Genomic DNA, 19,651 nt, shown 5'->3' with positions numbered 1-19,651 from the left:
AAACATAAACAACAATGAAAACCATTGACTATCAGACAACCGGAACCTGCAGCCGCATGATACATGTGGCTGCAGATGACGACAACATCATAAGGGAAGTGTATTTTGAAGGCGGATGCAACGGCAATCTTAAAGGCATAGCATCGCTTATAACAGGCAGGAATATTGACGATGTGATAGACAAAGTGTCAGGCATAACATGCGGATATAAGTCTACAAGCTGTCCTGACCAACTTTCAGAAGCTCTCAAAATACTGAAAGAGAAGAAATAAGAAAGAAAATGTTTAATAAAAATCCACAAGCCATGAAACATGCTGTTATACTATTATTGTATATGGTGATATCGTCCACAATCCATATACATGCACAGAAAACCGATTATGGCATCATAAGGAAGACAGATAAAGGCATAACGTTTGCCGTTGACGAGAATCTACCGTCTCCCGAAAACAAGAATAAGAAGATAATAAAAGCAGACAGCAGATATATTGCATCAAGTTTCGCTAACGACTCGCTGCAGGATATCGGCCAGGATGTTTTGTTCAGGTGCATGATCAAGGCGTATGCCGAGCATAAGCCGCTGGTTCTGTCACCGGACATGATATGGCTTGACATTTGCCAGGTATTCGGACATCACATAAGTACGGATGCAAAAACAATGCGTGACAAGTTTGTCGGCCATGATGGAAAAATAAGCCTCGTTGTGAGCTCGGAAAAAGAACTGTTGTCTGAAAATGCCGACTGGCCTCAAATCATGGACAGCTTCATAAATCAGATAGACCGTAACACAAAAGGCAACATAGCCAAAACCATCACGGCAGACTTCAGCACAACCGGTGTGAACGAACGTATAGCATCCGGCATCACACTTATGAAAACAATGGAACCTTATTTCGAATATGTGGTAATACTAATAGGATGTGGAATTCCCGAAATAACACTTACAGGAACGCCCGATGACTGGAAGAAGGTTATGGAAAAGACCACGGCTCTGGAAGGATATGGCATGGACCAGTGGATAAAGGATCTGAAACCGGTTCTTCACGAATTCATCAAGGCATCGGAAGGCAGGCCAAACAGACAATTCTGGAAAGACATTGTCATGAAGGACCGCCCTGACAGGCTACGTGGGGGAATCTGCGAAAAGCCCACTGTACTGGACGGATGGTTTCTGAAACTGTTTCCATACGACAAATACGGCAAACGCATAAAGAAGGTGGAACATAATATTACAAAGATGCTGCCGGAAATGGTGAAAGTAAGCTTCAGGTATATCATTGCAAAAAGCACCGGGACAAAAGAATTGCCCATGGGGCTACAGGCCGGATTCATCGGTATTGAAGAAGACGCAACCACACATGCACTCACACCGAAAATAGGATGGGCAGTGTGCATGACCGACACAAACAAAGAAGAGAAGATGTTGAAAAACATGACCGAAATGTCTAAAAAAGGCATCTCAATACGCATAAAGGAAGTACCTCAGGTTTTGTCCAAGCTGAAAGAAATCAAAAGGCTGGAACTTCGTTTTATAGATGAAGTAAGCCTTCCTTCATGGATGGACAATATTAACATTGGGGAGCTCATTATCAGGGGCAAGGTTTCTGCAAAAGAAAAGATAGAGATAAAGAAGCGTTTCCCTGACGCTTTGATTACACCATAATATGTATGCGGCTTACATGACAAGAATGTGCGCAAAATCCTTTTTATTACTTACTAAAAACTGAACATCACACAGACGTATAACAGTTTACACTAAAAGCCCTGATACTTGCCAAAGGAACATGGGAAGCGGTCTGTCGCATTGCCTCAGACTACTTCTTTGCCATCGATAGCTATTAAGATTACTTCAAAAGTGTCATCTGATTATGAAGATACTTTCTTATAATATAAACAAATGCACGCAAAAGAAGATTGATTATGTTCTTTCTATGGATGCAGATATAATGGTTCTTCCAGAGTGTGCAAGATACGACCAAATCAAACTTCCAAAAGGGGTTTCCATGGAATGGATTGGCAACAACTCCGTACTTTGGAAAGGTCTTGGGGTAATATGGCGTAATCAACATGAAGTTGTCATTGCCCCCTGGTATAATAATGAACATAAATACATACTTCCTCTTATCGTTGACAGAAGTTTTTTGTTGTTTGCTACATGGCCAACTATTATACCTACAAGAAAGAATACATATCCTCAAATTCTGCTTAGCGCTCTTAAAGAGTATGAAAAGTATATTGTAACTTATCCTACTTTGATTTGCGGTGACTTCAATTGTTTCATAGGGCAGTCTGGTGTAAGCAAGAAGACCGGAACATTTGAACAATGTATAGAATTCCTTCAGGAAAAAAGACTATTCAGTCTGTATCACGAACGTAACGGAGAAGAGTTTGGCAAGGAAAGCAAGGCTACATACTATCATCTTTTCAAAGAAGACAAACCTTTTTTTATAGACTTCGCTTTCACCAATATCCAAACATTTGCGTACGAATTAGGCAGATGGAATAAAGAAATGAGTGACCATTGTCCTCAAATGATTGTTTTATAGTGAATCTGGAATTTGCGCATAAAAAAGGTTGTGCCTGATTGGCACAACCTCCTGAATCGTATACTGTCAATCCGGAAAAAGGTTAATCCTCAGCCGGCTTCATGTTCGTATAAACGTTCTGTACGTCCTCGTCATCCTCAAGCAGGTCGACCATCTTCTCGATTGTCTCACGCTGTTCCTGGGTAACCTCTTTCAGGTCATTGGGGATACGTGTAAACTCCGCACCTGTCACCTCAAAGCCATTGCCTTCGAGATATTTCTGTATCTCGCTGAAACTTGTAGGCTCTCCGTAAAGAGTAATCTCTCCGCTTTCCTCGTCCTCGTCAAACTCGTCGTCTACACCGAGGTCTATAAGCTCGAGTATAAGGTCGTCCATGTCGACACCGTCTTTTTTCTTGAAAGTGAACACACACTTGTGGTCAAAGAGGAATGAAAGCGATCCCTGTGTACCCATGTTTCCGCTGAACTTGTTGAATACGGCACGCACGTTTGCCACCGTACGGGTGTTATTGTCTGTAGCCGCATCGACAAAGATAGCAATTCCGTGAGGGCCATATCCCTCATAGGTAATTTCCTTAAAATCCTTCTGATCCTTACCCATTGCGTTCTTTATGGCACGCTCGACATTGGCATTAGGCATATTCTCACGCTTTGCCGTCTGCATGATGGCACGCAAGTGAGGGTTGTTCTCAGGATCCGGTCCGCCGGCCTTTACCGCGATAGCAATCTGTTTACCAATCTTTGTAAATGTACGGGCCATGTGCCCCCATCTCTTCAGCTTTGCTGCTTTACGATATTCAAATGCTCTTCCCATAGAAGTTTAATATTAACGGAGCTCCGCTCCCAATTTATTTTTTAAATTTGTAATCAGTTTGTTCATTATCGCCTCAATCTGCTTGTCGTTAAGGGTCTTTGTCTCATCCTGAAGAATAAAGTTTACGGCATAGCTCTTCTTGCCTTCCGGCAGATTCTTACCTTCATATACGTCAAACAGTTCCACCTTCTTAAGCAACTTCTTCTCTGTCTGACGGGCAATCTCCTCTATAGCGGCAAACTCAACGCCTTTATCAATCAGCAGGGCAAGGTCGCGGCTCACAGCCGGATACTTGCTTATCTCGGTATAAAGCACGGTGTTCTTGCGCACCATCTTCATAAGTGCCGTCCAGTTCAACTCCGCATAGTATACCGGACTGTCTATATCGGCAGCCTTGAGAGTCTTCTTGCTTAATATACCCATCTCTATGAGCTTCTTTCCACCGCGGTTCTCTATCATCACTCCTTCGGCAAACACATCGTTAATGCTCTTCTTTCGGACTGTCATTCCCGGCTTCACCCCTATACGGGTGAGGATGTTCTGCACGTATGCCTCAAGCTCATAATAGCTGCTGTCCTCATCGGCATGGGCCCAGCTGCCTTCAACACGCTTTCCCGTCACCCATATACCAAGATGACAATTTTCCGTATATGCCATCATCGGATTGTCATGATTCCGCTTTTCCGGACTAAGATGATATACGTTTCCGAATTCAAAGAAACGCAGATTCTGGTTCTTGCGCTTTGAGTTGTGCTCAATGCTCTCGAGTCCTCCGAACAGCAATGTCTGCCGCATCACATTCAGGTCAGAACTGAGCGGATTCATTATCCTCACACAGTTTTCCTCCGGATATGCGTTGTGTGCGCTATAGTATGCGCCCTTTGTAAGCGAATTGTTGAGTATCTCGTTGAAGCCGCATCCTACAAGCTGTTCGCTTACAAGATTCCCGAGCTTATGCTTCTTATCCTCATCGCCCTTAACCACAAGACAGCCTTTCAACTGAGTGGGTATCTCCACATTATTATATCCGTAGATACGTAGTATGTCCTCCACTACATCACACGGACGCTGAACATCCACACGATATGCAGGAATCTCCAAATCCACCCACGCCTCTGTCTCGCCTGTAACTTTCATTTCCAGGCTCTCGCAGATGGATTTTATCATTTCGCTTTCAATATCCTTGCCTATGATACTTCTCACATAACCGTATTCAAGCCGCACTTCTGCATTTTCCACCGGTTCGGGATAAACATCCTTTATATGCATCGACACTTTTCCTCCGGCCAGTTCCCTACACATTATCGCAGCCTGCTTCAAGGCATATACAATTCCGTTAGGGTCTATACCGCGCTCAAAGCGGAACGAGGCGTCTGTGCTCAGGCCGTGACGGCGCGCGCTCTTGCGTATCCATGTGGGATGGAAATACGCACTCTCAAGCACCACATTGACGGTTGTCTCATAAGTGCCGCTACCCTTGCCGCCGAAAATTCCGGCAATACACATCGGGGCAACAGCATTACAAATGCTCAGGTCATGAAGTCCAAGGGTATGCTCCTCACCGTCAAGAGTTACAAACTTAGTTCCTTCCGGCTGGGTGCGGACAACGATTTTACGGCCTTCCACCATATCGGCATCAAAACAGTGCATCGGCTGGCCGTATGCCATCATAACATAGTTTGTTATGTCCACAATATTATTGATAGGACGCAGGCCTATCACCTTCAACTTGTTCTGAAGCCACTCCGGACTTTCCCTTACCTCACATCCCGTAATGCTCACACACGCATAACGTTTGCAGGCCTCGGTATTCTCTATCTCGACATCTATCGGCAAGTCCTCGTTGTCCACAGAAAAGGCCGAACAGTCAGGACGGTGAAGCGAGGTCTGATAGCCGTTGCGCTTCAGCCATGCATACAAGTCACGGGCCACGCCCCAATGAGAGAGGGCATCGGCACGGTTGGCCGTAATGTCAACCTCAATAAGCCAGTCGCTTTCAAGATTATAGTATTCAGCGGCAGGAGTGCCGACCACAGCATCCTCCGGCAACACAATGATACCGTCATGACTTGTGCCGACGCCTATTTCATCCTCCGCACAAATCATTCCGTTACTCTCCACCCCCCTAAGTTTGGATTTTTTTATGACAAATTCCTTATCACCGTCATACAGCACACAGCCAAGGTCGGCAACGATAACCTTCTGTCCTGCGGCAACATTGGGAGCACCGCAAACAATCTGTGAAGGATTTTCATGCCCTAAATCTACTGTAGTGACATGAAGATGGTCGGAATTGGGATGAACATCGCACGTAAGGACCTTTCCCACATACAGTCCTTTCAAACCGCCTTTAATACTCTGAACTTCCTCAAGAGAGCCGACTTCAAGCCCTGTAGACGTAAGGGCATCGCACACAGCCTGCGGCGTAAGGTCGAAATCGACATACTCTTTAAGCCATTTGTAAGATATATTCATTATAATGAGTCTTTATTATATTCGAATTTAACCGCAAAAGTACTATTTTTCCATCACTTATACAAATTTATCAATAAATAATTGCAGACACATCATGCAGGCCTTTGACACAATACATTATAAAAAACTTTTCAACCCTGTCAGAAACTATCCGATAAATGTGGCACACCCTTTGCATATTCAATATACATCTTTAGTCCACATCTAAAGATTATTCAAAAGAAAAGAAAGGATAATAAGATATGACCAGTCAATTTTCACCGATAGTATCAAAAATCCTGGCTCTCAGCCGGGAAGAGGCCGCACGGCTTGCAAGCACGTCCGTAGGACCGGAGCATCTGCTTCTCGGAATGCTGCGGCTCGGCAAAAGTCCTGTGACAGACGTTTTCACAAGACTGAGAATCGATATACCAACCATAAAGTCTGAACTTGAAAGACAGGTAATGGACAACGACATAAACAGACCTATAGACACAAAGGAGCCTGTGCTCAACGAGAAAGCAAACAACATACTCAAACTTGCAGTACTCGAAGCACGCATACAGCATACACAAAGAGTGGATGAGGCACATCTGCTTCTGGCCATACTGCACGACCGGGTAAACAATGGGGCAAAGAACGTGCTGTATGACAACGGGATAATCTATGAAGACGTAAAGACCCTCCTGCAATCACAGGACAATGCATCTACGGCTCCGGCTACAAATTCAGGACTTTCGGCAGATAATTTCGATGATATGCTTGACGACCTTGAACCGCAAAAAGGCAATCAGCAGCAAAACAGCCAGTATAGAACACATACACAGGCCGTACAGTCTAAAACACCCGTGCTCGACAATTTCAGCACAGACCTGACTAAAGCTGCCCTTGACGGAAAGCTTGACAGAGTCGTAGGCAGGAAAAAGGAAATAAACCGTGTCATGGAAATCCTTGGCCGCCGCAAGAAAAACAACCCTATATTAATAGGTGAGCCGGGCGTAGGCAAAAGTGCAATCGTCGAAGGACTTGCCGACATTATCGCCAAACGAATATCACCGGTGATGACCGGCAAAAAGCTGGTAAGCCTCAATATGACTGCCATTGTGGCAGGAACGAAATATCGCGGACAGTTTGAGGAGCGTATACTTGCACTGATAAAGGAATTGGAAGCCAATCCCGACATCATTGTATTTATCGATGAGATACACACTATCATAGGAGCCGGTTCCACCCCGGGCACTATGGATGCGGCAAACATCCTGAAGCCGGCCCTCGCCCGAGGCACCATACAGTGTATAGGCGCAACAACCATAGACGAATACCGCAAGAATATAGAAAAAGACGGGGCTTTGGAACGCCGCTTCCAAAAAATTACCGTCGAGCCTACCACAAAGGAAGACACGCTGATAATACTCAACAACATCAAAGACCGTTACGAACAGCATCACCATGTAAGCTATACTCCTGAGGCCATAGCCGCATGCGTGAGCCTTACGGACAGATACATCACCGACCGCAACTTCCCCGACAAGGCCATAGACGCACTTGATGAAGCAGGCTCGAAAGTCCATTTCTCAACAGCCGCCGTACCTCCGGAAATAGAAGAGAAGGAGAAAAAACTTGAAGCGGTGAAAGAGAAAAAGCAAAACGCGGTGCGCAACCAGAACTTCGAACTTGCCGCTGCCTTCCGCGACAAACAGACGCATCTGGAAGCAGAAATAACCATGCTCAGGAGGGATTGGAGCATCAGCGAGAACAGCAGACGACAGGAAGTCACAGAAGACAACGTGGCAGAAGTTGTGTCAGTGATGGCCGGAGTTCCCGTAAGCCGGATAGCGGAAAACGAGGGCATACGCCTTAAGGGAATGGCAGAAAAACTGAAGAATGCCGTGATTGCGCAGGACAAGGCCATTGAAATGACAGTAAAGGCAATACAACGCAACCGTGTGGGCCTCAACTCACCGAACCATCCAATCGGAGCGTTCATGTTTCTCGGTCCGACCGGTGTGGGAAAGACATATCTCGCAAAGAAACTTGCCGAGTTTATGTTCGGCTCATCCGATGCGCTTATAAGGATTGACATGAGTGAGTATTCGGAACAGTTCAACGCGTCACGCATGATTGGAGCCCCTCCCGGATACGTAGGATATGACGAAGGCGGACAGCTTACGGAAAAAGTGCGCACACATCCCTACTCCATTGTGCTTCTCGATGAGATTGAAAAGGCTCACAGCAGCATATACAACCTTCTGCTCCAAGTGCTCGACGAAGGACGGCTCACCGACGGCAACGGAAGGAACATTGATTTCCGCAACACCGTGATAATAATGACGAGCAACACCGGAACGCGTCAGCTGAAAGAGTTTTCACGCGGAGTGGGATTCAATGCAGGCAGAGGGGGAATGGCACTCAACGAGAAAGACAAGGAGTATGCAAGGAGCGTCATACAGAAAGCCCTCAGCAAACAGTTTGCACCTGAATTTCTCAACCGTCTCGACGAGATAATCACTTTCGACCAGCTCGACCTCGATGCAGTAAAGAAGATTGTGAATCTCGAAACGAACGCCCTATGCAAACGCATAGAGCCGCTCGGATATACACTGACATTATCAGAAAACGCAAAGGAACTGATTGCCACAAAGGGATACGACGTGCAGTTCGGTGCCCGTCCTCTGAAACGTGCAATACAGAAATACATAGAAGATGTGTTGTGCGAGAAAATCATAAACGAAGAGCTCAAACCGGGCGACAGCGTATACGTGGACAAAGACGAGACCACCGCCAAACTGACATTCAGGACAGACAGAGGCATGCCTGCCCATGAAGAATAAAGAACTGTTTTACGACCGGTCGCAGTGAAACGAATGGACCAAGCAGGGGCATCGCTATGCGATGCATAAAAAGGCCTGATATTCAAATACCAATGACACGTGCCAAAGGCACGTCCCTACATGGAGGATGAATGCAGCAAACCCATTCTTTACGGTACATCTTTCTTATTACTATATAGCCTGTATTAAAACTCCGATATGGGTCGAATAAAGCCAGTATGGATGAAGTTGCCGGATATAAAACATGGCATTTCCATAGCAATGACAGAGGCAAATATGAAAAATGAAAGAATAAATAGGGCTACGGTGATTTATCCCTGAAGGCTTTAGTGAATAAGAGTATATTACAACTAAAAAACGGATTGCAAATGTTAAAAGTGTATGTAGCCTAAATACAGAGTGTATGTAGCCTAAATACAGAGTGTATGTAGGCTAAATACAGAGTGTATGTAGGCTACATACACTTCATGAATAGCATAAGCACATTTTGCAATCCATATTAATTATTTACATCTTCACATTCCCCTCTTATCTGCACGACATATATCGCCAAGCAGTCTGTACGTGTCTGTCAACGAACTTAGCCCTGACATGTTTTCGGAACGCCTGCCCTCAACGGAATCGACAAAGGTCTTCAGCTCATTAAAATATCCATGAGTGTAAAGCTGATTGTTTGCGATTGTCGGAACAAAGCCGTTTTCAGAGAACAGTGTAACCGCCGACGGACTGCACCGTACTATTTTCTCGACCGGCACCCCGAATACGGATCCATACCTGGGTTTGAAAACAAGATTCCTCATCTGTGTCAATACAAACACTCCCTTTTCGGTGTTCACCGTAATCGTCTCGCAGCCATCGGCCCATGTATATGACGTGGAAAGCTCAAGCATTCCCGTGACCTGCGGATGTTTAAGTATAAGCATAAAGGTCTGTCCTCCGTCTTTGCTTCTTATAATGTCAATCCCCTGTATTGACGGCGGTCCGAAAAGGAAACAGACCAAGTCCAACGGATGAATAAACAGATCTGTCAGCGCATCACCCTCCGGATAGAGTCCGGTAAGATATTTCAGGCTGTATCCTGTTGCCTTGCAGCAGCCTCTGAGCTTTTTCCTGAGAACCGATACGGCAGGAGAATAACGCTTCTGCAGACCGGCAACCACCACAGGAGAGCCATACATCTTTTCCATATCAATGAGCCGGCAAAGCTCTTCCAACGACGCACACGGAGGCTTTTCTATAAAAAGAGACTTTCCGCTCCTTAATATTTCCACCGCTATGCCGAAATGCGAGGCAGGAGCCGCAGAGACAAACACCCCTCTTATATTATCGTCTCCCAGTATATCACCGATGTCGGCAGTGGCCCTGACACCCATGTATTTATTCTCGATCACAGGAATCTTGTCCGGTGACTTACAACAGATATACTTTAACCTCACATTAAGATAGCCGAGAACAGGATAGAGGTTATCCAGGCTGTGTCCCCCTATCCCGACAAAGGCATACTCTCCGTCATATACATTGCCAAGCCGTTTCCGGTTCCTTATATCCTTATAACGTCTGATCAGGTTGTTCATATTATTCCACATTCCGTTTTTTATTTGATTTTATTAAAGTATTGTCTGTATGTCCCGCCGGTATCCGACGACCATTGATACTTGCCGAAAAACCATTCTACGGCTTTCTTCGGCAGCACCCTCTCCATGTTGCGCAAAAGAATTATGTCATACTTTCTGTGGAAGTTTATCCAGCACCCGTTGCACCGCTTCGAATAACGGCATTGCATCCGGCAGGCCTCCGGTGAGTTGAATATCTCGTCGAGAGACCTGTCATGAATGTTTCCCAATATCACATCCAGATTCTGACATAACGGCACATTGCCGTCAGCATGTATCACAAGCTCACTGAATATACTGTGGCACGGGAGCACGAGATTGCCGTTACGCCATTCGTCATAAAGCGCCACAAAATCATAGTTCTCGTCCGTGCCATGAATATTGGCCGGTATCTGCCGGACATAGTCCCCCTTATCGGTGGCAAGCATCCCTTCGCTGACATCAAAGTATTCCATTGTGCCGTAAATGCCGATACGCACGTCCACACCGTAGCGTCCGGCGACATTGATGACAAACTCCATGTCGGCGAAAGTGTTCCATGGCGACAGACAGAACATCAGCGACACCGGCACAATATCCCTGACGGCCTCCACGACCTCTATCACCTTGTCATACCCGTCTCTTCCGCGCATATACTTATATGTGTCCCTGCCACCGTCAAGTGACACATAAAGATGAGCCGGACGGTATTTCCTTACAACATCTATCACCTTTTTCGGAGCAAGACAGTTTGAGAGAAGAGTATAGTTGGGATGATGCCTCATAAACCAATCCATTATCTCTTCCATCTGAGGATGAAGCACGAACTCACCGCCTTCAAGCCCGACAACGGTCCCTGACGTCACACACTTGCTGCGCATTATCCGCTTTATATCGTCAAGACTGAGGTTCTCTTCCCTTTTCTTCCATATAGAACAATGCCTGCATCTCGACTGGCAGCGTGTCGTAGAATATATCATCAGCGAGCCAAGCGTCTTATGCCGCGGCCTGACAATATTATTAAGATAAACACATCCGTTGCGGATGTAATCGCCAATACTATACATCTTTCCTTTTTTTTATGGTTTCTGCCGATACAGATACCGCAACATCGGAAAGACTGCATGAGAAAAATCGTTTTCTACCACGTAAACCGTACACCGAAAGGTACGGTGAAGGTAAACGGATGCTCTGTCCATACGGTATGGGAACGTCCGCCTGACGGGATATGCCAGTTTAATGTAGGCTCGAGGTATAGTCCGACACCGCCTGACAGCTTATACTGCAGACCTGTGCCTATGTTCACCGACCACTGCAGGGGCATTCCCACATGCTTGCTGTCGAAACGCACGGGCACTGAATCGGTAACAAGGTATCTGTCGGAACTTCCGTATACAGGAATGTTCATAACAACACCGGCCGAGCCGTATAGGGACAGTTTATCGCCTGAAACGATATTATACGACATGCGCAACGGCAGTCCCGCATAATGTATTTTCTGAGTACGCCTTATATTATCGGAACTGCCTCCCATGGAAAACACGGATTTAAGAACAGAATACTGCAATCCTGTCTCTATACTCCATCTACCGGAAAGCCGTCTTGAGAACGACAGTCCCACAGTGAGAGGCTTCTCATGACGCTCATATTCGGTTATCGGTCCCGTATTGTTCTTGGCTATGTCCATCAGTGTCAGCGTATCCGGTGACATGCCGCTGTTGTTTTCTGAAAGATATGAATAGTATTCCTCCCACGTTCCGACATATTTCGGAATGAAAGACGGCTGATCCGGACCGTCAGGCTCTGTCATATCCGCACCGGTAGCCAACAATTTATATACATTCCGGGCCAATGCCGGACCGACAGAGCCGGCAAGCACCATTTTCCACATCGGTTTCTTCGGCCTCACATCCGTCGCAACGCTGTTCCGCACAGGAATGTCAGAGGAAAGGAATGTGTCAGGAATAAAGACATCTGTCATCAAGACTGAATCGTAATCTGCCAAAACGGCATCAATCGTATCGGAAAAAGAGACACTGCTATCAGCCATATACAATGTGTCTGAAACAGACACGATACACGTATCATCATATTCTTTCTTTGTCCCGGCGATAAGGTTCTCACACGCTGAAGAGATAGTCCTGCCATCGGAACCCACATTCACGGTGTCCGTCTTTGCTGTATCCGCAAGTGAAATCATGCCATAATGCCTCATGCCCGGAAAACGCTTTTCCGCACAGCGTTGATCCCCCGTGACAAGAAACCGGTATAACGGACCGGCCACAAAAGCAAGAAAGACCATCGCCAACGCTCTGTACACATAAAGTTTCTTTCTGAGCATCGCCTTCGCCCTCGACAACTGGGAAGACGAGCTATGAGGCTCGATTCCAAGAATTTCTGAAATCTCTTTATGCGAAAACCCTTCCATGACGGAAAGACGGAACACTTTCCCATAGCCCTCCGGAAGGCTTTCTATAGCCGAAAATATATCCGCGCGCAGCAACTCGTTATCGCAGACATTCGGTGTTTCAATATCACAAAGACAATCATCCGGCAATAACGACAAAGATACAGGAGAGGATTTCTTCATCCTCAGATATTTCAACGACGCATTCTTTATGATGGCAGACATCCATAGCGGAAAACGATCCGGATTCCTCAGGTTCTTAAGAGAGGCAAAGGCCAGGATGAAGGCATCATGAACAATGTCATCCACAGCATCTCTGTCATTTTTCAGGATACCGCTGCAGATATACCTCATCTGGGGAGCATAGCGTTTATACAGCTCTCCAAATGCACCGGCATCACCGTCAACGGCCTTTTCCACAAGCTCTTTCAAATCCATTTCTTTCCTATAGCTTTTACTTTATTTCATAATGATAAGACCGCACCGGAAACACTGCATAGCCTTTTGTTAAACAATCTTAACTCATTATAATATTAAGGTGTATTCTGTCAACAATATCCATATTTCCAATTGGCGACATATAAAAAACGGATGTTTAACAAAAATATGATTCAAACGGATGCCTTATTCCAGTCACCGGAAATCATGATATAAATTGCTTCATATCTACTTTATTTAAGTTATTAATTAATTTGTGCCTTTGCCACGGTACAAACGTGATATAATGCTTAACTTCAAAGGCTTTGCCGCTTTTATTACTTGACAAATTCCGAAAATAACGGTAACTTATCCATATTCATTGTAGCGGTATGTCCGACAAAACATCCTTTTTTATTCAACAATCAAATAACTGTCAGTTTTTTTGTAGCCATTCGACAAAACATATTACTTCGTTGTCATTAGCAAAGTGATACATACATTCGCTTGAAGCGCTATAATTCTTTACGCCTGAATATGTTGCAACGTCTGAACATGTATATATACCCATACCGAACATTAATACCCTGTTAAGACAATTTTCTTCTCCTGTTTGCGCATTATTCTTAATGTGGTTAAATGCGCCTTGCACTGTTTTAAATGATTTCATAGTTCATAATTTAATTGTCAATAATAGTGCCCGCCATGGAATTGCACCACAGGTTACGCTGCTACAATGTAGCTCGTTGCGGGCTTATAACGCTATTTTCCTAAATGATGTTAACAAAGTAATCAACATCAAAAGAATAGCGTTATATTTACACTTAATAAAAACGTTTTGCGGTGTTGATGTGGCAGGCACCAACACCACACGGCTTTAATCGATTAAATTACGATGTAGCCGCCATACGAATATTACAAGAAGTAAAACCATACAGAAACGTTTTTAAGCATCGGTGATATATTCCGATATTACGCCCGGGCTTTCCGGGACTTTTACAGGGTAATTCGTTTACCCTGTTTTTTTATGGTCTATTTCCCTACCGGCTTTATGGCTTAGTAGAAACATTACCGCATAACTTTTCCCATTCGGTTTTTGTATCAGTATTTCAGAGAACATATATTGAGTTGAAATGTAAAGAATTCAAATATTCTGACTGTTATATCAGAATATTTGAAAACCTTGACTATACTTCTAATGTTACCCTTGAAAAAATGAGAGACAGGCTTTCTGAGCTTCGTTCATCCTTAAAAAGACTGTCACCGGAACAGCTAAAGGAGATTGTACGGCAAATGGAAACTCTTGACAAAGAACTTTGGGATAGGAATCCAATAAAAGCCTTTTTAAGGTCATGGAAAGAACTGGTCAATGCTGAGAATCCTGATGATAAGGCAAAAGCTATTACCAAACTCGGAGAATCATTAGACCGAATAGCACAGAAGATAGGGGATTTGAACTCCGGCTTTTCTGAACTGTATGGAATGCTTGGTAATCTCGGCATAAATACAGATGGACTTGAAAAAGTCAGCGGAGCATTAAACGGTCTTTAACAAGGATTTGAAGGAGCGTCGCAGTTTATGGATGCGTATGCTTAAAAAGACCCTGTTGGCATGCTGGCAGGAAGAATGAAGACACTTGCAGGAATAGGAAATACTATTGGTTCAATCTTTGGATTTGGAAATAAAGACAAAAAACTGCAAAGAGAAATAGAAAATCATCAACGTCATATAGAGAATCTACAAATAGCATGCGAAAACTTGAAGCAATCAATGGATGACGCTTGGGATATAGCCAATTTGGAGAAATTCAAAAATGAATCAATAGCGAATCTAAAAGCTCAAAATGCAGCCTTACAAGCATCGATAGCAGCAGAACGTGACAAGAAAAATTCCAATGACGGCCAAATACGACAATGGGAAAACCAAATACAAGAGAACAACAAGGTCATAAAAGCACTTGAAGAAGAGTTTCTTGAATCTCTTGGCTGCTTCGGTTCTGAAAGCAATTATAAAACAGCCGCACAGGCTTTTGCAGACGCTTGGGTCGCTTTTAATCAAGGCAGCAATACTCTTCAGGCACTACAGGAACAACTTGACGATTTGTTTGATACAATGTTGAAAAAACAAATTTCATTGCGGGTCGGAGACATGATTATTGGAAATTTATTGAAACCGCTTGAAACCGCTCTAATAAATAAAGACGGAACTTCTGCAAATTTAGACAGTATAGGAGAAGCTTTGGAAAAGATAAGGGAAGACGCGCCTGAAACTTTAGAGTTGTTTAATGAAACCATGAAGCAGATTGCAGAGCAACTTCAAGATGGGGCGCGATGCAAACACCAGCCTGTCGAAACTTCAACAAGGAATACAAGGAATTACAGAGCAGACGGCAAATGCTTTGGAGGCCCTGCTTAATAGTATAAGATTCTTTGTCTCACAGCAGACATCAGACATATCTGCCATAAGATCATTGCTTATGAAGCGTCTTGGAAGTGCATTGAATATACCTGTAAGTGATAATACACCAATATTGAAAGAATTGCAGGCACAAACACTGTTGATAAGTAGTATAAATGATATAATGTCAAACGTGGTTATGTAAGGACATCCTAAAGGAATGGCAGGAATAAGGGTCTTTTTAGATTGACCGACGCCTTTAAAATGATGGATAACCCAAATTCTAAAGTGGTCAAATTTGACCACTTTAGAAAATCCGCAGGTTTTACTGCAAAGATACATAATTAAAGTTGAACCTGTATGTCAAGCTTTCCTCCCAGCCCTTTTGTTACAATGTCATAAAGCGTGGAAAGAGTAAGATTGCTTCCTTCCCTTTCAACTTTAGAGATAAAAAGCGTTCTTTCCCTATCTTTCCAGCAAGTTCGTTTTGGGTCATTTTCCTTGCTTCACGGGCATTGCGTATCTGAAGCCCGACACGAAGATTGGAAAGCTCGGTTTCAATTTTGTCTCGACGCGGAGTGCCGGTTTTTCCATAAACTTCATTCTTTATATCTTCTATAGTGTAAGTTTCCATAATTATTTCCTTTCTTTTTCCTTTTCGTTAAAATATTCTTGCATGAGCCTGACAGCCCGATCTATCTTGTTTTTCGGTGTCTTTTGCGTTTTCTTTTGAAAGCCGCTCAATAGGATAACCATTTTTTCACCATCAAAGAAGCAAAAAACACGTATTATGTCACTTACGAATTTCACTCTAATTTCATAAAGCCCCCTTGTATCTTCAATATGCTTCAAGTATTTCTCCTGGACAATCTGAAGCGTTTCTACATATTGTATGGTTTTCACTACCTTATCCTGCATCTTTTCGGAAAGCGACTTCACAAAATCTATGAAAGTAACGTCTAAAATTTGTTATGCGATATGATGCCGCACCTTAATAGGATGCGTTTATTGTACCTACCAACTTACGAGAAAAGTATTTATCAAAATACTACGCCGTGTCGTGAAGCAGAAATGTCCACAGAGGTTTTGCATAACAAACCTTAGACAACACGTAGCGCGACTTTTTACATTATAGGATTTACGATGTCGATTTTTAGACCTAATGCATTAATGATGCGCATGAACAGCCCTACTCCTGGCTCGATTAGTCCATGTTCAATCTTTGATATATAGGACTTGTTCGTTCCCACTTTCTTCGCAAGTTCACCTTGCGTCATTTTCGCAATCTTCCTCGCTTCGACAAGTATTTGGCTGGTATAGAAAACGTATGCCTCGTTTTCAGCTTTCGCACGTTCGGGAGTTCCCTCTTTTCCGAATTTTGCGTCCAATACTGCATCATAGTCCACAATCTGATGATTATTTGTCTCCATAATATGCCTCCATTATTTTTAATGCTTTTTCTATTTCTGACGTTGGTGTCTTTTGTGTTTTCTTTTGAAATCCGTTGAATAATACCACTATCGCCCCGTCATCAAAGATGAAGAACACACGGTAAATGTTTCCATTGTATTCTGTCCTCAACTCGTACAACCCATCCCTAATCAGTTTTACAAACTTCGTGGGAAGTCTGTCTTGGGTCTTTAGTAGAAGCAAACCATATTGCACCTTTTCTTGCTCTTTCTTCGTCAAGGTCGCTATAAACGCTTCAAAATACCCACCATACGTTCTTATCTTACGTTTCATGATGCAAAGATAATAAAAGTTTCTTTATATAACAACTAATAATGGGAAAATTTCTTTTTGTGACAACTTTCTCTACGTTTTTCTTTGCTTGTATGAAAAACATTCGTAACCTTGCAACGCTAACAGTTCGACAAACTTTAATGTCACGTGGGGCAGCGATTAATTGCTCAATAAAAGTTGAGCATTTTTTGTGCTCACACTTTAAAGATATTTGGCGGTTGCCTATACGTAGATTTTTCGCTCTGCTGAGTGGAACCATTATCTGTAGCAGCGTATATGGCGACCGCTTTTTATTTGCCTATAACATATCTTTAAATGCTACAGATATGAATGAACTAATCCCAATCTGCGAGAAGAACGGTAAGAAAGCCGTTAACGCAAGAGACCTACACGCTTTCCTTGGAAGCAAAAGAGATTTTTCTAATTGGATTAAAGACCGTATTTACAAGTACGAGTTTATTGAAAATTTGGAAAAGGACGTGTACAACAGCAAAAATGACATTAAAATTATAAGAGAGGCCATTGAAGCGGAACTAAGGCGCAGGAGAGTCAATTATTAAACCCTGATAACCTTGACAACAATAACAAAATCAAACAAATAACAAACTTAAAACAAAAAGACATGACAACGAACGACAATATAGCACCAGCCATAACACTGAGTGACAAGGCGCAGAGAAGAATACAGGCATTGAGGGAAATGGCAAAGGAAGGCACCTCGCACGAGAGAATCTTCCTCGAGATACTGACACAGATATCCTGCGAGCTGTCCAACCTGAACGACCCGGACGCGAACAGGCAGTTCAGGGAGTATTTTGACGCCATTTCATTTTATAGTGAGGTGTTGACATACATTGTTGAAACGGAATGATTATGACGGTGATAATGATAATATCCACCCTTGCGGCCTACATCATGGGCATATACGTGGGCAGGCACTTCAATGAGATAATAAAGGAATGACGCCAAAATGGTATATCATAAAAAAAGAATCTGCTGGAACAGAATCGTCAGCAGATTCTTTTGAGACGCTTCAGTTCTCATATTTCACTTTTCTTTGACATCCCCGATAAGCTTGCTGAAAGCATCCTCAACAGTCTTACCCATGATTTTGCGTATACGGACTCTGTTGTCTTCATTGATGCGTGCCTAAGCACTTTGACGACAACCTCTATCGGGAATCCGTGATTGAGAAGATACATTCCACATGTCCTACGTTCATAGTGCGATGCAATGGGCTTGTTTACTCCGGATGCATCAGCAACTATTTTTAGCCACATATTATATTGTTCATTTGTGATGCGCGGAAGCTTGTAGTCATATTTCTTCAGAATTTCCATAGCCTTGGGAAGGAGCACCACAACAAAATCAACTCCAGTTTTTCTTCTCTTCCCATAAAGGATATACTGAGACTTACTTTCCACAACTTTTTTAAAGTCAAAATCCATGAGGTCTCCATAAGCCATGCCGGTAAAACACTGCAAAAGGAAAAGATCACGAACTTTGTTGATACTGTCAGTCGGCATAGTGGCCTCTTCTATCATTTTAATCTCATCTTCAGTCAAGAATCTTCCCATTTTGCTTTCCCCACGCTTGAAACGGAGACTTTTATAAGGATTGTCCCTCAACAAATCTCTGCGCATTGCGCGTCATAAATATATGTCTTTAACATCTTATGATATGAATATACAGTTGTCTGCCTCTGTCCTCTCGCATGAAGATAGTCATCAAAGGCCATGACATTGGCTTTAGTCAAATCCCCAAAAAAACTTATCTTTCTAAAGTCGTGCATTGCATATATAAGCTTCCGGTGCACTCTGCGTGTCGTCTCCCGGATATCCGTACGGCTGTTTATCCTTTCTTCCAGCCATTCAACGAAACTGATAGTATCCTTGTCAGAAAAGGAGATGTATCTTCCAAAGCCCTTCCAATCGAAGGCGACATTTTTCTCAATCAGACTTCTTATATAGCCATCCACCTTCTCCTTCACAGCGTTTATCCGTGAGTTCAGTGCCAGCATGTCTATTCTGTTGCAAACTCCGCCCCTTTCGTTCCACTGTCCCTTGAAAACCTTTACTCCGGAAGATATGTATTTCCTCTTCCGTTCGAACATTATCTCTACCTGTACGAGCCCTGTTTTTGACTGTGTCGCGGTTTTCTTCCTGTCGAAGACGATTCTTGTTGTAGGGTACTTGATCATAACGTTTGTTTTTGGTATCACACGTTGGTATCACATATTGGTATAAAACCGCATAAAAACGGGTTAAAAAACATTAATATTAAGGAAAATGCGATACTACACAAACAGCAATAAAGTCGGCTCACCCGACAAACCATGGGGGAGTTTCTTTTATTTATCCGAAAAGTGCTACCTTTGCATCATGAACACTCAAGGACTATTGGCATTGGCACAATTAATTCTGCCATCTGAAATACTTTCGAATTTTGAA

Annotated in this window: 18 protein-coding genes and 1 pseudogene; 8 read left to right on the top strand and 11 right to left on the bottom strand. The window is 43.5% G+C overall.

Annotation, left to right across the window (positions count from 1 at the left end):
- The first annotated feature begins 14 nt into the window (after positions 1 to 14).
- From HPS56_RS08285 to HPS56_RS08275, 3 genes are all read left to right on the top strand, one after another.
- Positions 15 to 272: a TIGR03905 family TSCPD domain-containing protein gene (locus HPS56_RS08285; protein ID WP_172275685.1), complete on the top strand. Its 258-nt coding sequence runs from the start codon at positions 15 to 17 to the stop codon at positions 270 to 272.
- A 32-nt stretch (positions 273 to 304) separates the two neighbouring features.
- A complete protein-coding gene (locus HPS56_RS08280; protein ID WP_172275684.1) occupies positions 305 to 1,663 on the top strand; it encodes a DUF4419 domain-containing protein in 1,359 nt (452 codons plus the stop codon).
- Between the two features lie 205 nt (positions 1,664 to 1,868).
- Positions 1,869 to 2,546 carry an endonuclease/exonuclease/phosphatase family protein gene (locus HPS56_RS08275; RefSeq protein WP_172275683.1) on the top strand — a complete coding sequence of 226 codons (678 nt, stop codon included), beginning with the start codon at positions 1,869 to 1,871 and terminating at the stop codon, positions 2,544 to 2,546.
- 82 nt (positions 2,547 to 2,628) lie between these two features.
- On the opposite strand, the gene HPS56_RS08270 is transcribed toward HPS56_RS08275, so the two are convergent.
- Together HPS56_RS08270 and pheT are read right to left on the bottom strand one after the other, a co-directional pair.
- Positions 2,629 to 3,360, bottom strand: coding sequence for a YebC/PmpR family DNA-binding transcriptional regulator (locus tag HPS56_RS08270; RefSeq protein ID WP_172275682.1), 732 nt, complete (start codon positions 3,358 to 3,360; stop codon positions 2,629 to 2,631).
- 12 nt (positions 3,361 to 3,372) lie between these two features.
- Positions 3,373 to 5,835 (bottom strand): phenylalanine--tRNA ligase subunit beta, encoded by a 2,463-nt coding sequence (gene pheT / locus HPS56_RS08265; protein WP_172275681.1) that lies wholly within the window; start codon positions 5,833 to 5,835, stop codon positions 3,373 to 3,375.
- 242 nt (positions 5,836 to 6,077) lie between these two features.
- Here pheT and HPS56_RS08260 point away from each other — a divergent pair, with 242 nt between their 5' ends.
- Complete coding sequence (locus HPS56_RS08260) at positions 6,078 to 8,645, top strand: ATP-dependent Clp protease ATP-binding subunit (RefSeq protein WP_172275680.1); 2,568 nt, start codon at positions 6,078 to 6,080, stop codon at positions 8,643 to 8,645.
- A gap of 515 nt (positions 8,646 to 9,160) precedes the next feature.
- On the opposite strand, the gene HPS56_RS08255 is transcribed toward HPS56_RS08260, so the two are convergent.
- From HPS56_RS08255 to HPS56_RS08245, 3 genes are all read right to left on the bottom strand, one after another.
- Positions 9,161 to 10,219 carry a Gfo/Idh/MocA family protein gene (locus HPS56_RS08255; RefSeq protein WP_253952424.1) on the bottom strand — a complete coding sequence of 353 codons (1,059 nt, stop codon included), beginning with the start codon at positions 10,217 to 10,219 and terminating at the stop codon, positions 9,161 to 9,163.
- Between the two features lie 20 nt (positions 10,220 to 10,239).
- Positions 10,240 to 11,304, bottom strand: coding sequence for a radical SAM/SPASM domain-containing protein (locus HPS56_RS08250; RefSeq protein WP_172275678.1), 1,065 nt, complete (start codon positions 11,302 to 11,304; stop codon positions 10,240 to 10,242).
- Positions 11,305 to 11,378: 74 nt separating this feature from the next.
- The gene (locus HPS56_RS08245; RefSeq protein WP_172275677.1) at positions 11,379 to 13,082 is read right to left on the bottom strand and encodes a sigma-70 family RNA polymerase sigma factor; all 1,704 of its coding nucleotides are present in this window, start codon (positions 13,080 to 13,082) and stop codon (positions 11,379 to 11,381) included.
- 1,194 nt (positions 13,083 to 14,276) lie between these two features.
- Here HPS56_RS08245 and HPS56_RS08240 point away from each other — a divergent pair.
- Together HPS56_RS08240 and HPS56_RS08235 are read left to right on the top strand one after the other, a co-directional pair.
- Entirely contained in the window at positions 14,277 to 14,612 is a 336-nt protein-coding gene (locus HPS56_RS08240; RefSeq protein WP_172275676.1) for a hypothetical protein, read from the top strand.
- 60 nt (positions 14,613 to 14,672) lie between these two features.
- Positions 14,673 to 15,476, top strand: coding sequence for a hypothetical protein (locus tag HPS56_RS08235; RefSeq protein WP_172275675.1), 804 nt, complete (start codon positions 14,673 to 14,675; stop codon positions 15,474 to 15,476).
- Between the two features lie 326 nt (positions 15,477 to 15,802).
- Here HPS56_RS08235 and HPS56_RS08230 read toward each other — a convergent pair.
- The 4 genes and pseudogenes from HPS56_RS08230 to HPS56_RS08215 form a co-directional block, all read right to left on the bottom strand.
- Positions 15,803 to 16,092 (bottom strand): annotated as a pseudogene (locus tag HPS56_RS08230) (helix-turn-helix domain-containing protein).
- 2 nt (positions 16,093 to 16,094) lie between these two features.
- Positions 16,095 to 16,424 carry a type II toxin-antitoxin system RelE/ParE family toxin gene (locus tag HPS56_RS08225; RefSeq protein ID WP_369800290.1) on the bottom strand — a complete coding sequence of 110 codons (330 nt, stop codon included), beginning with the start codon at positions 16,422 to 16,424 and terminating at the stop codon, positions 16,095 to 16,097.
- Positions 16,425 to 16,582: 158 nt separating this feature from the next.
- Positions 16,583 to 16,888, bottom strand: a complete 306-nt coding sequence (locus tag HPS56_RS08220) for a helix-turn-helix domain-containing protein (RefSeq protein ID WP_172275674.1) — start codon at positions 16,886 to 16,888, stop codon at positions 16,583 to 16,585.
- Complete coding sequence (locus HPS56_RS08215) at positions 16,875 to 17,201, bottom strand: type II toxin-antitoxin system RelE/ParE family toxin (protein WP_172275673.1); 327 nt, start codon at positions 17,199 to 17,201, stop codon at positions 16,875 to 16,877. The genes HPS56_RS08220 and HPS56_RS08215 overlap by 14 nt, the downstream gene beginning before the upstream one ends.
- Before the next feature lie 326 nt (positions 17,202 to 17,527).
- Here HPS56_RS08215 and HPS56_RS08210 point away from each other — a divergent pair, with 326 nt between their 5' ends.
- The gene (locus tag HPS56_RS08210; RefSeq protein ID WP_172275672.1) at positions 17,528 to 17,761 is read left to right on the top strand and encodes an antA/AntB antirepressor family protein; all 234 of its coding nucleotides are present in this window, start codon (positions 17,528 to 17,530) and stop codon (positions 17,759 to 17,761) included.
- 62 nt (positions 17,762 to 17,823) lie between these two features.
- On the top strand, positions 17,824 to 18,072 hold the full coding sequence (locus HPS56_RS08205; RefSeq protein WP_172275671.1) for a hypothetical protein: 249 nt from the start codon (positions 17,824 to 17,826) through the stop codon (positions 18,070 to 18,072).
- A gap of 169 nt (positions 18,073 to 18,241) precedes the next feature.
- Here HPS56_RS08205 and HPS56_RS08200 read toward each other — a convergent pair whose 3' ends face one another.
- Both HPS56_RS08200 and HPS56_RS08195 read right to left on the bottom strand, forming a co-directional pair.
- A complete protein-coding gene (locus HPS56_RS08200; RefSeq protein WP_172275670.1) occupies positions 18,242 to 18,778 on the bottom strand; it encodes a site-specific integrase in 537 nt (178 codons plus the stop codon).
- A 47-nt stretch (positions 18,779 to 18,825) separates the two neighbouring features.
- On the bottom strand, positions 18,826 to 19,401 hold the full coding sequence (locus HPS56_RS08195; protein ID WP_172275669.1) for a phage integrase SAM-like domain-containing protein: 576 nt from the start codon (positions 19,399 to 19,401) through the stop codon (positions 18,826 to 18,828).
- Positions 19,402 to 19,651 lie beyond the last annotated feature (250 nt).

Source organism: Xylanibacter muris (assembly GCF_013166605.1).
Classification (GTDB): Bacteria; Bacteroidota; Bacteroidia; order Bacteroidales; family Bacteroidaceae; genus Prevotella; species Prevotella muris.
This window is presented reverse-complemented; position numbering and strand designations above follow the sequence as displayed.

Bases quoted from the DNA above. Each gene is read 5' to 3' on its own strand.
- HPS56_RS08285 (WP_172275685.1), top strand. From the start codon at position 15: ATGAAAACCATTGACTATCAGACAACCGGAACCTGCAGCCGCATGATA.
- HPS56_RS08280 (WP_172275684.1), top strand. From the start codon at position 305: ATGAAACATGCTGTTATACTATTATTGTATATGGTGATATCGTCCACA.
- HPS56_RS08275 (WP_172275683.1), top strand. From the start codon at position 1,869: ATGAAGATACTTTCTTATAATATAAACAAATGCACGCAAAAGAAGATT.
- HPS56_RS08270 (WP_172275682.1), bottom strand. From the start codon at position 3,360: ATGGGAAGAGCATTTGAATATCGTAAAGCAGCAAAGCTGAAGAGATGG.
- pheT (WP_172275681.1), bottom strand. From the start codon at position 5,835: ATGAATATATCTTACAAATGGCTTAAAGAGTATGTCGATTTCGACCTT.
- HPS56_RS08260 (WP_172275680.1), top strand. From the start codon at position 6,078: ATGACCAGTCAATTTTCACCGATAGTATCAAAAATCCTGGCTCTCAGC.
- HPS56_RS08255 (WP_253952424.1), bottom strand. From the start codon at position 10,219: ATGAACAACCTGATCAGACGTTATAAGGATATAAGGAACCGGAAACGG.
- HPS56_RS08250 (WP_172275678.1), bottom strand. From the start codon at position 11,304: ATGTATAGTATTGGCGATTACATCCGCAACGGATGTGTTTATCTTAAT.
- HPS56_RS08245 (WP_172275677.1), bottom strand. From the start codon at position 13,082: ATGGATTTGAAAGAGCTTGTGGAAAAGGCCGTTGACGGTGATGCCGGT.
- HPS56_RS08240 (WP_172275676.1), top strand. From the start codon at position 14,277: ATGAGAGACAGGCTTTCTGAGCTTCGTTCATCCTTAAAAAGACTGTCA.
- HPS56_RS08235 (WP_172275675.1), top strand. From the start codon at position 14,673: ATGCTGGCAGGAAGAATGAAGACACTTGCAGGAATAGGAAATACTATT.
- HPS56_RS08220 (WP_172275674.1), bottom strand. From the start codon at position 16,888: ATGGAGACAAATAATCATCAGATTGTGGACTATGATGCAGTATTGGAC.
- HPS56_RS08215 (WP_172275673.1), bottom strand. From the start codon at position 17,201: ATGAAACGTAAGATAAGAACGTATGGTGGGTATTTTGAAGCGTTTATA.
- HPS56_RS08210 (WP_172275672.1), top strand. From the start codon at position 17,528: ATGAATGAACTAATCCCAATCTGCGAGAAGAACGGTAAGAAAGCCGTT.
- HPS56_RS08205 (WP_172275671.1), top strand. From the start codon at position 17,824: ATGACAACGAACGACAATATAGCACCAGCCATAACACTGAGTGACAAG.
- HPS56_RS08200 (WP_172275670.1), bottom strand. From the start codon at position 18,778: ATGGGAAGATTCTTGACTGAAGATGAGATTAAAATGATAGAAGAGGCC.
- HPS56_RS08195 (WP_172275669.1), bottom strand. From the start codon at position 19,401: ATGATCAAGTACCCTACAACAAGAATCGTCTTCGACAGGAAGAAAACC.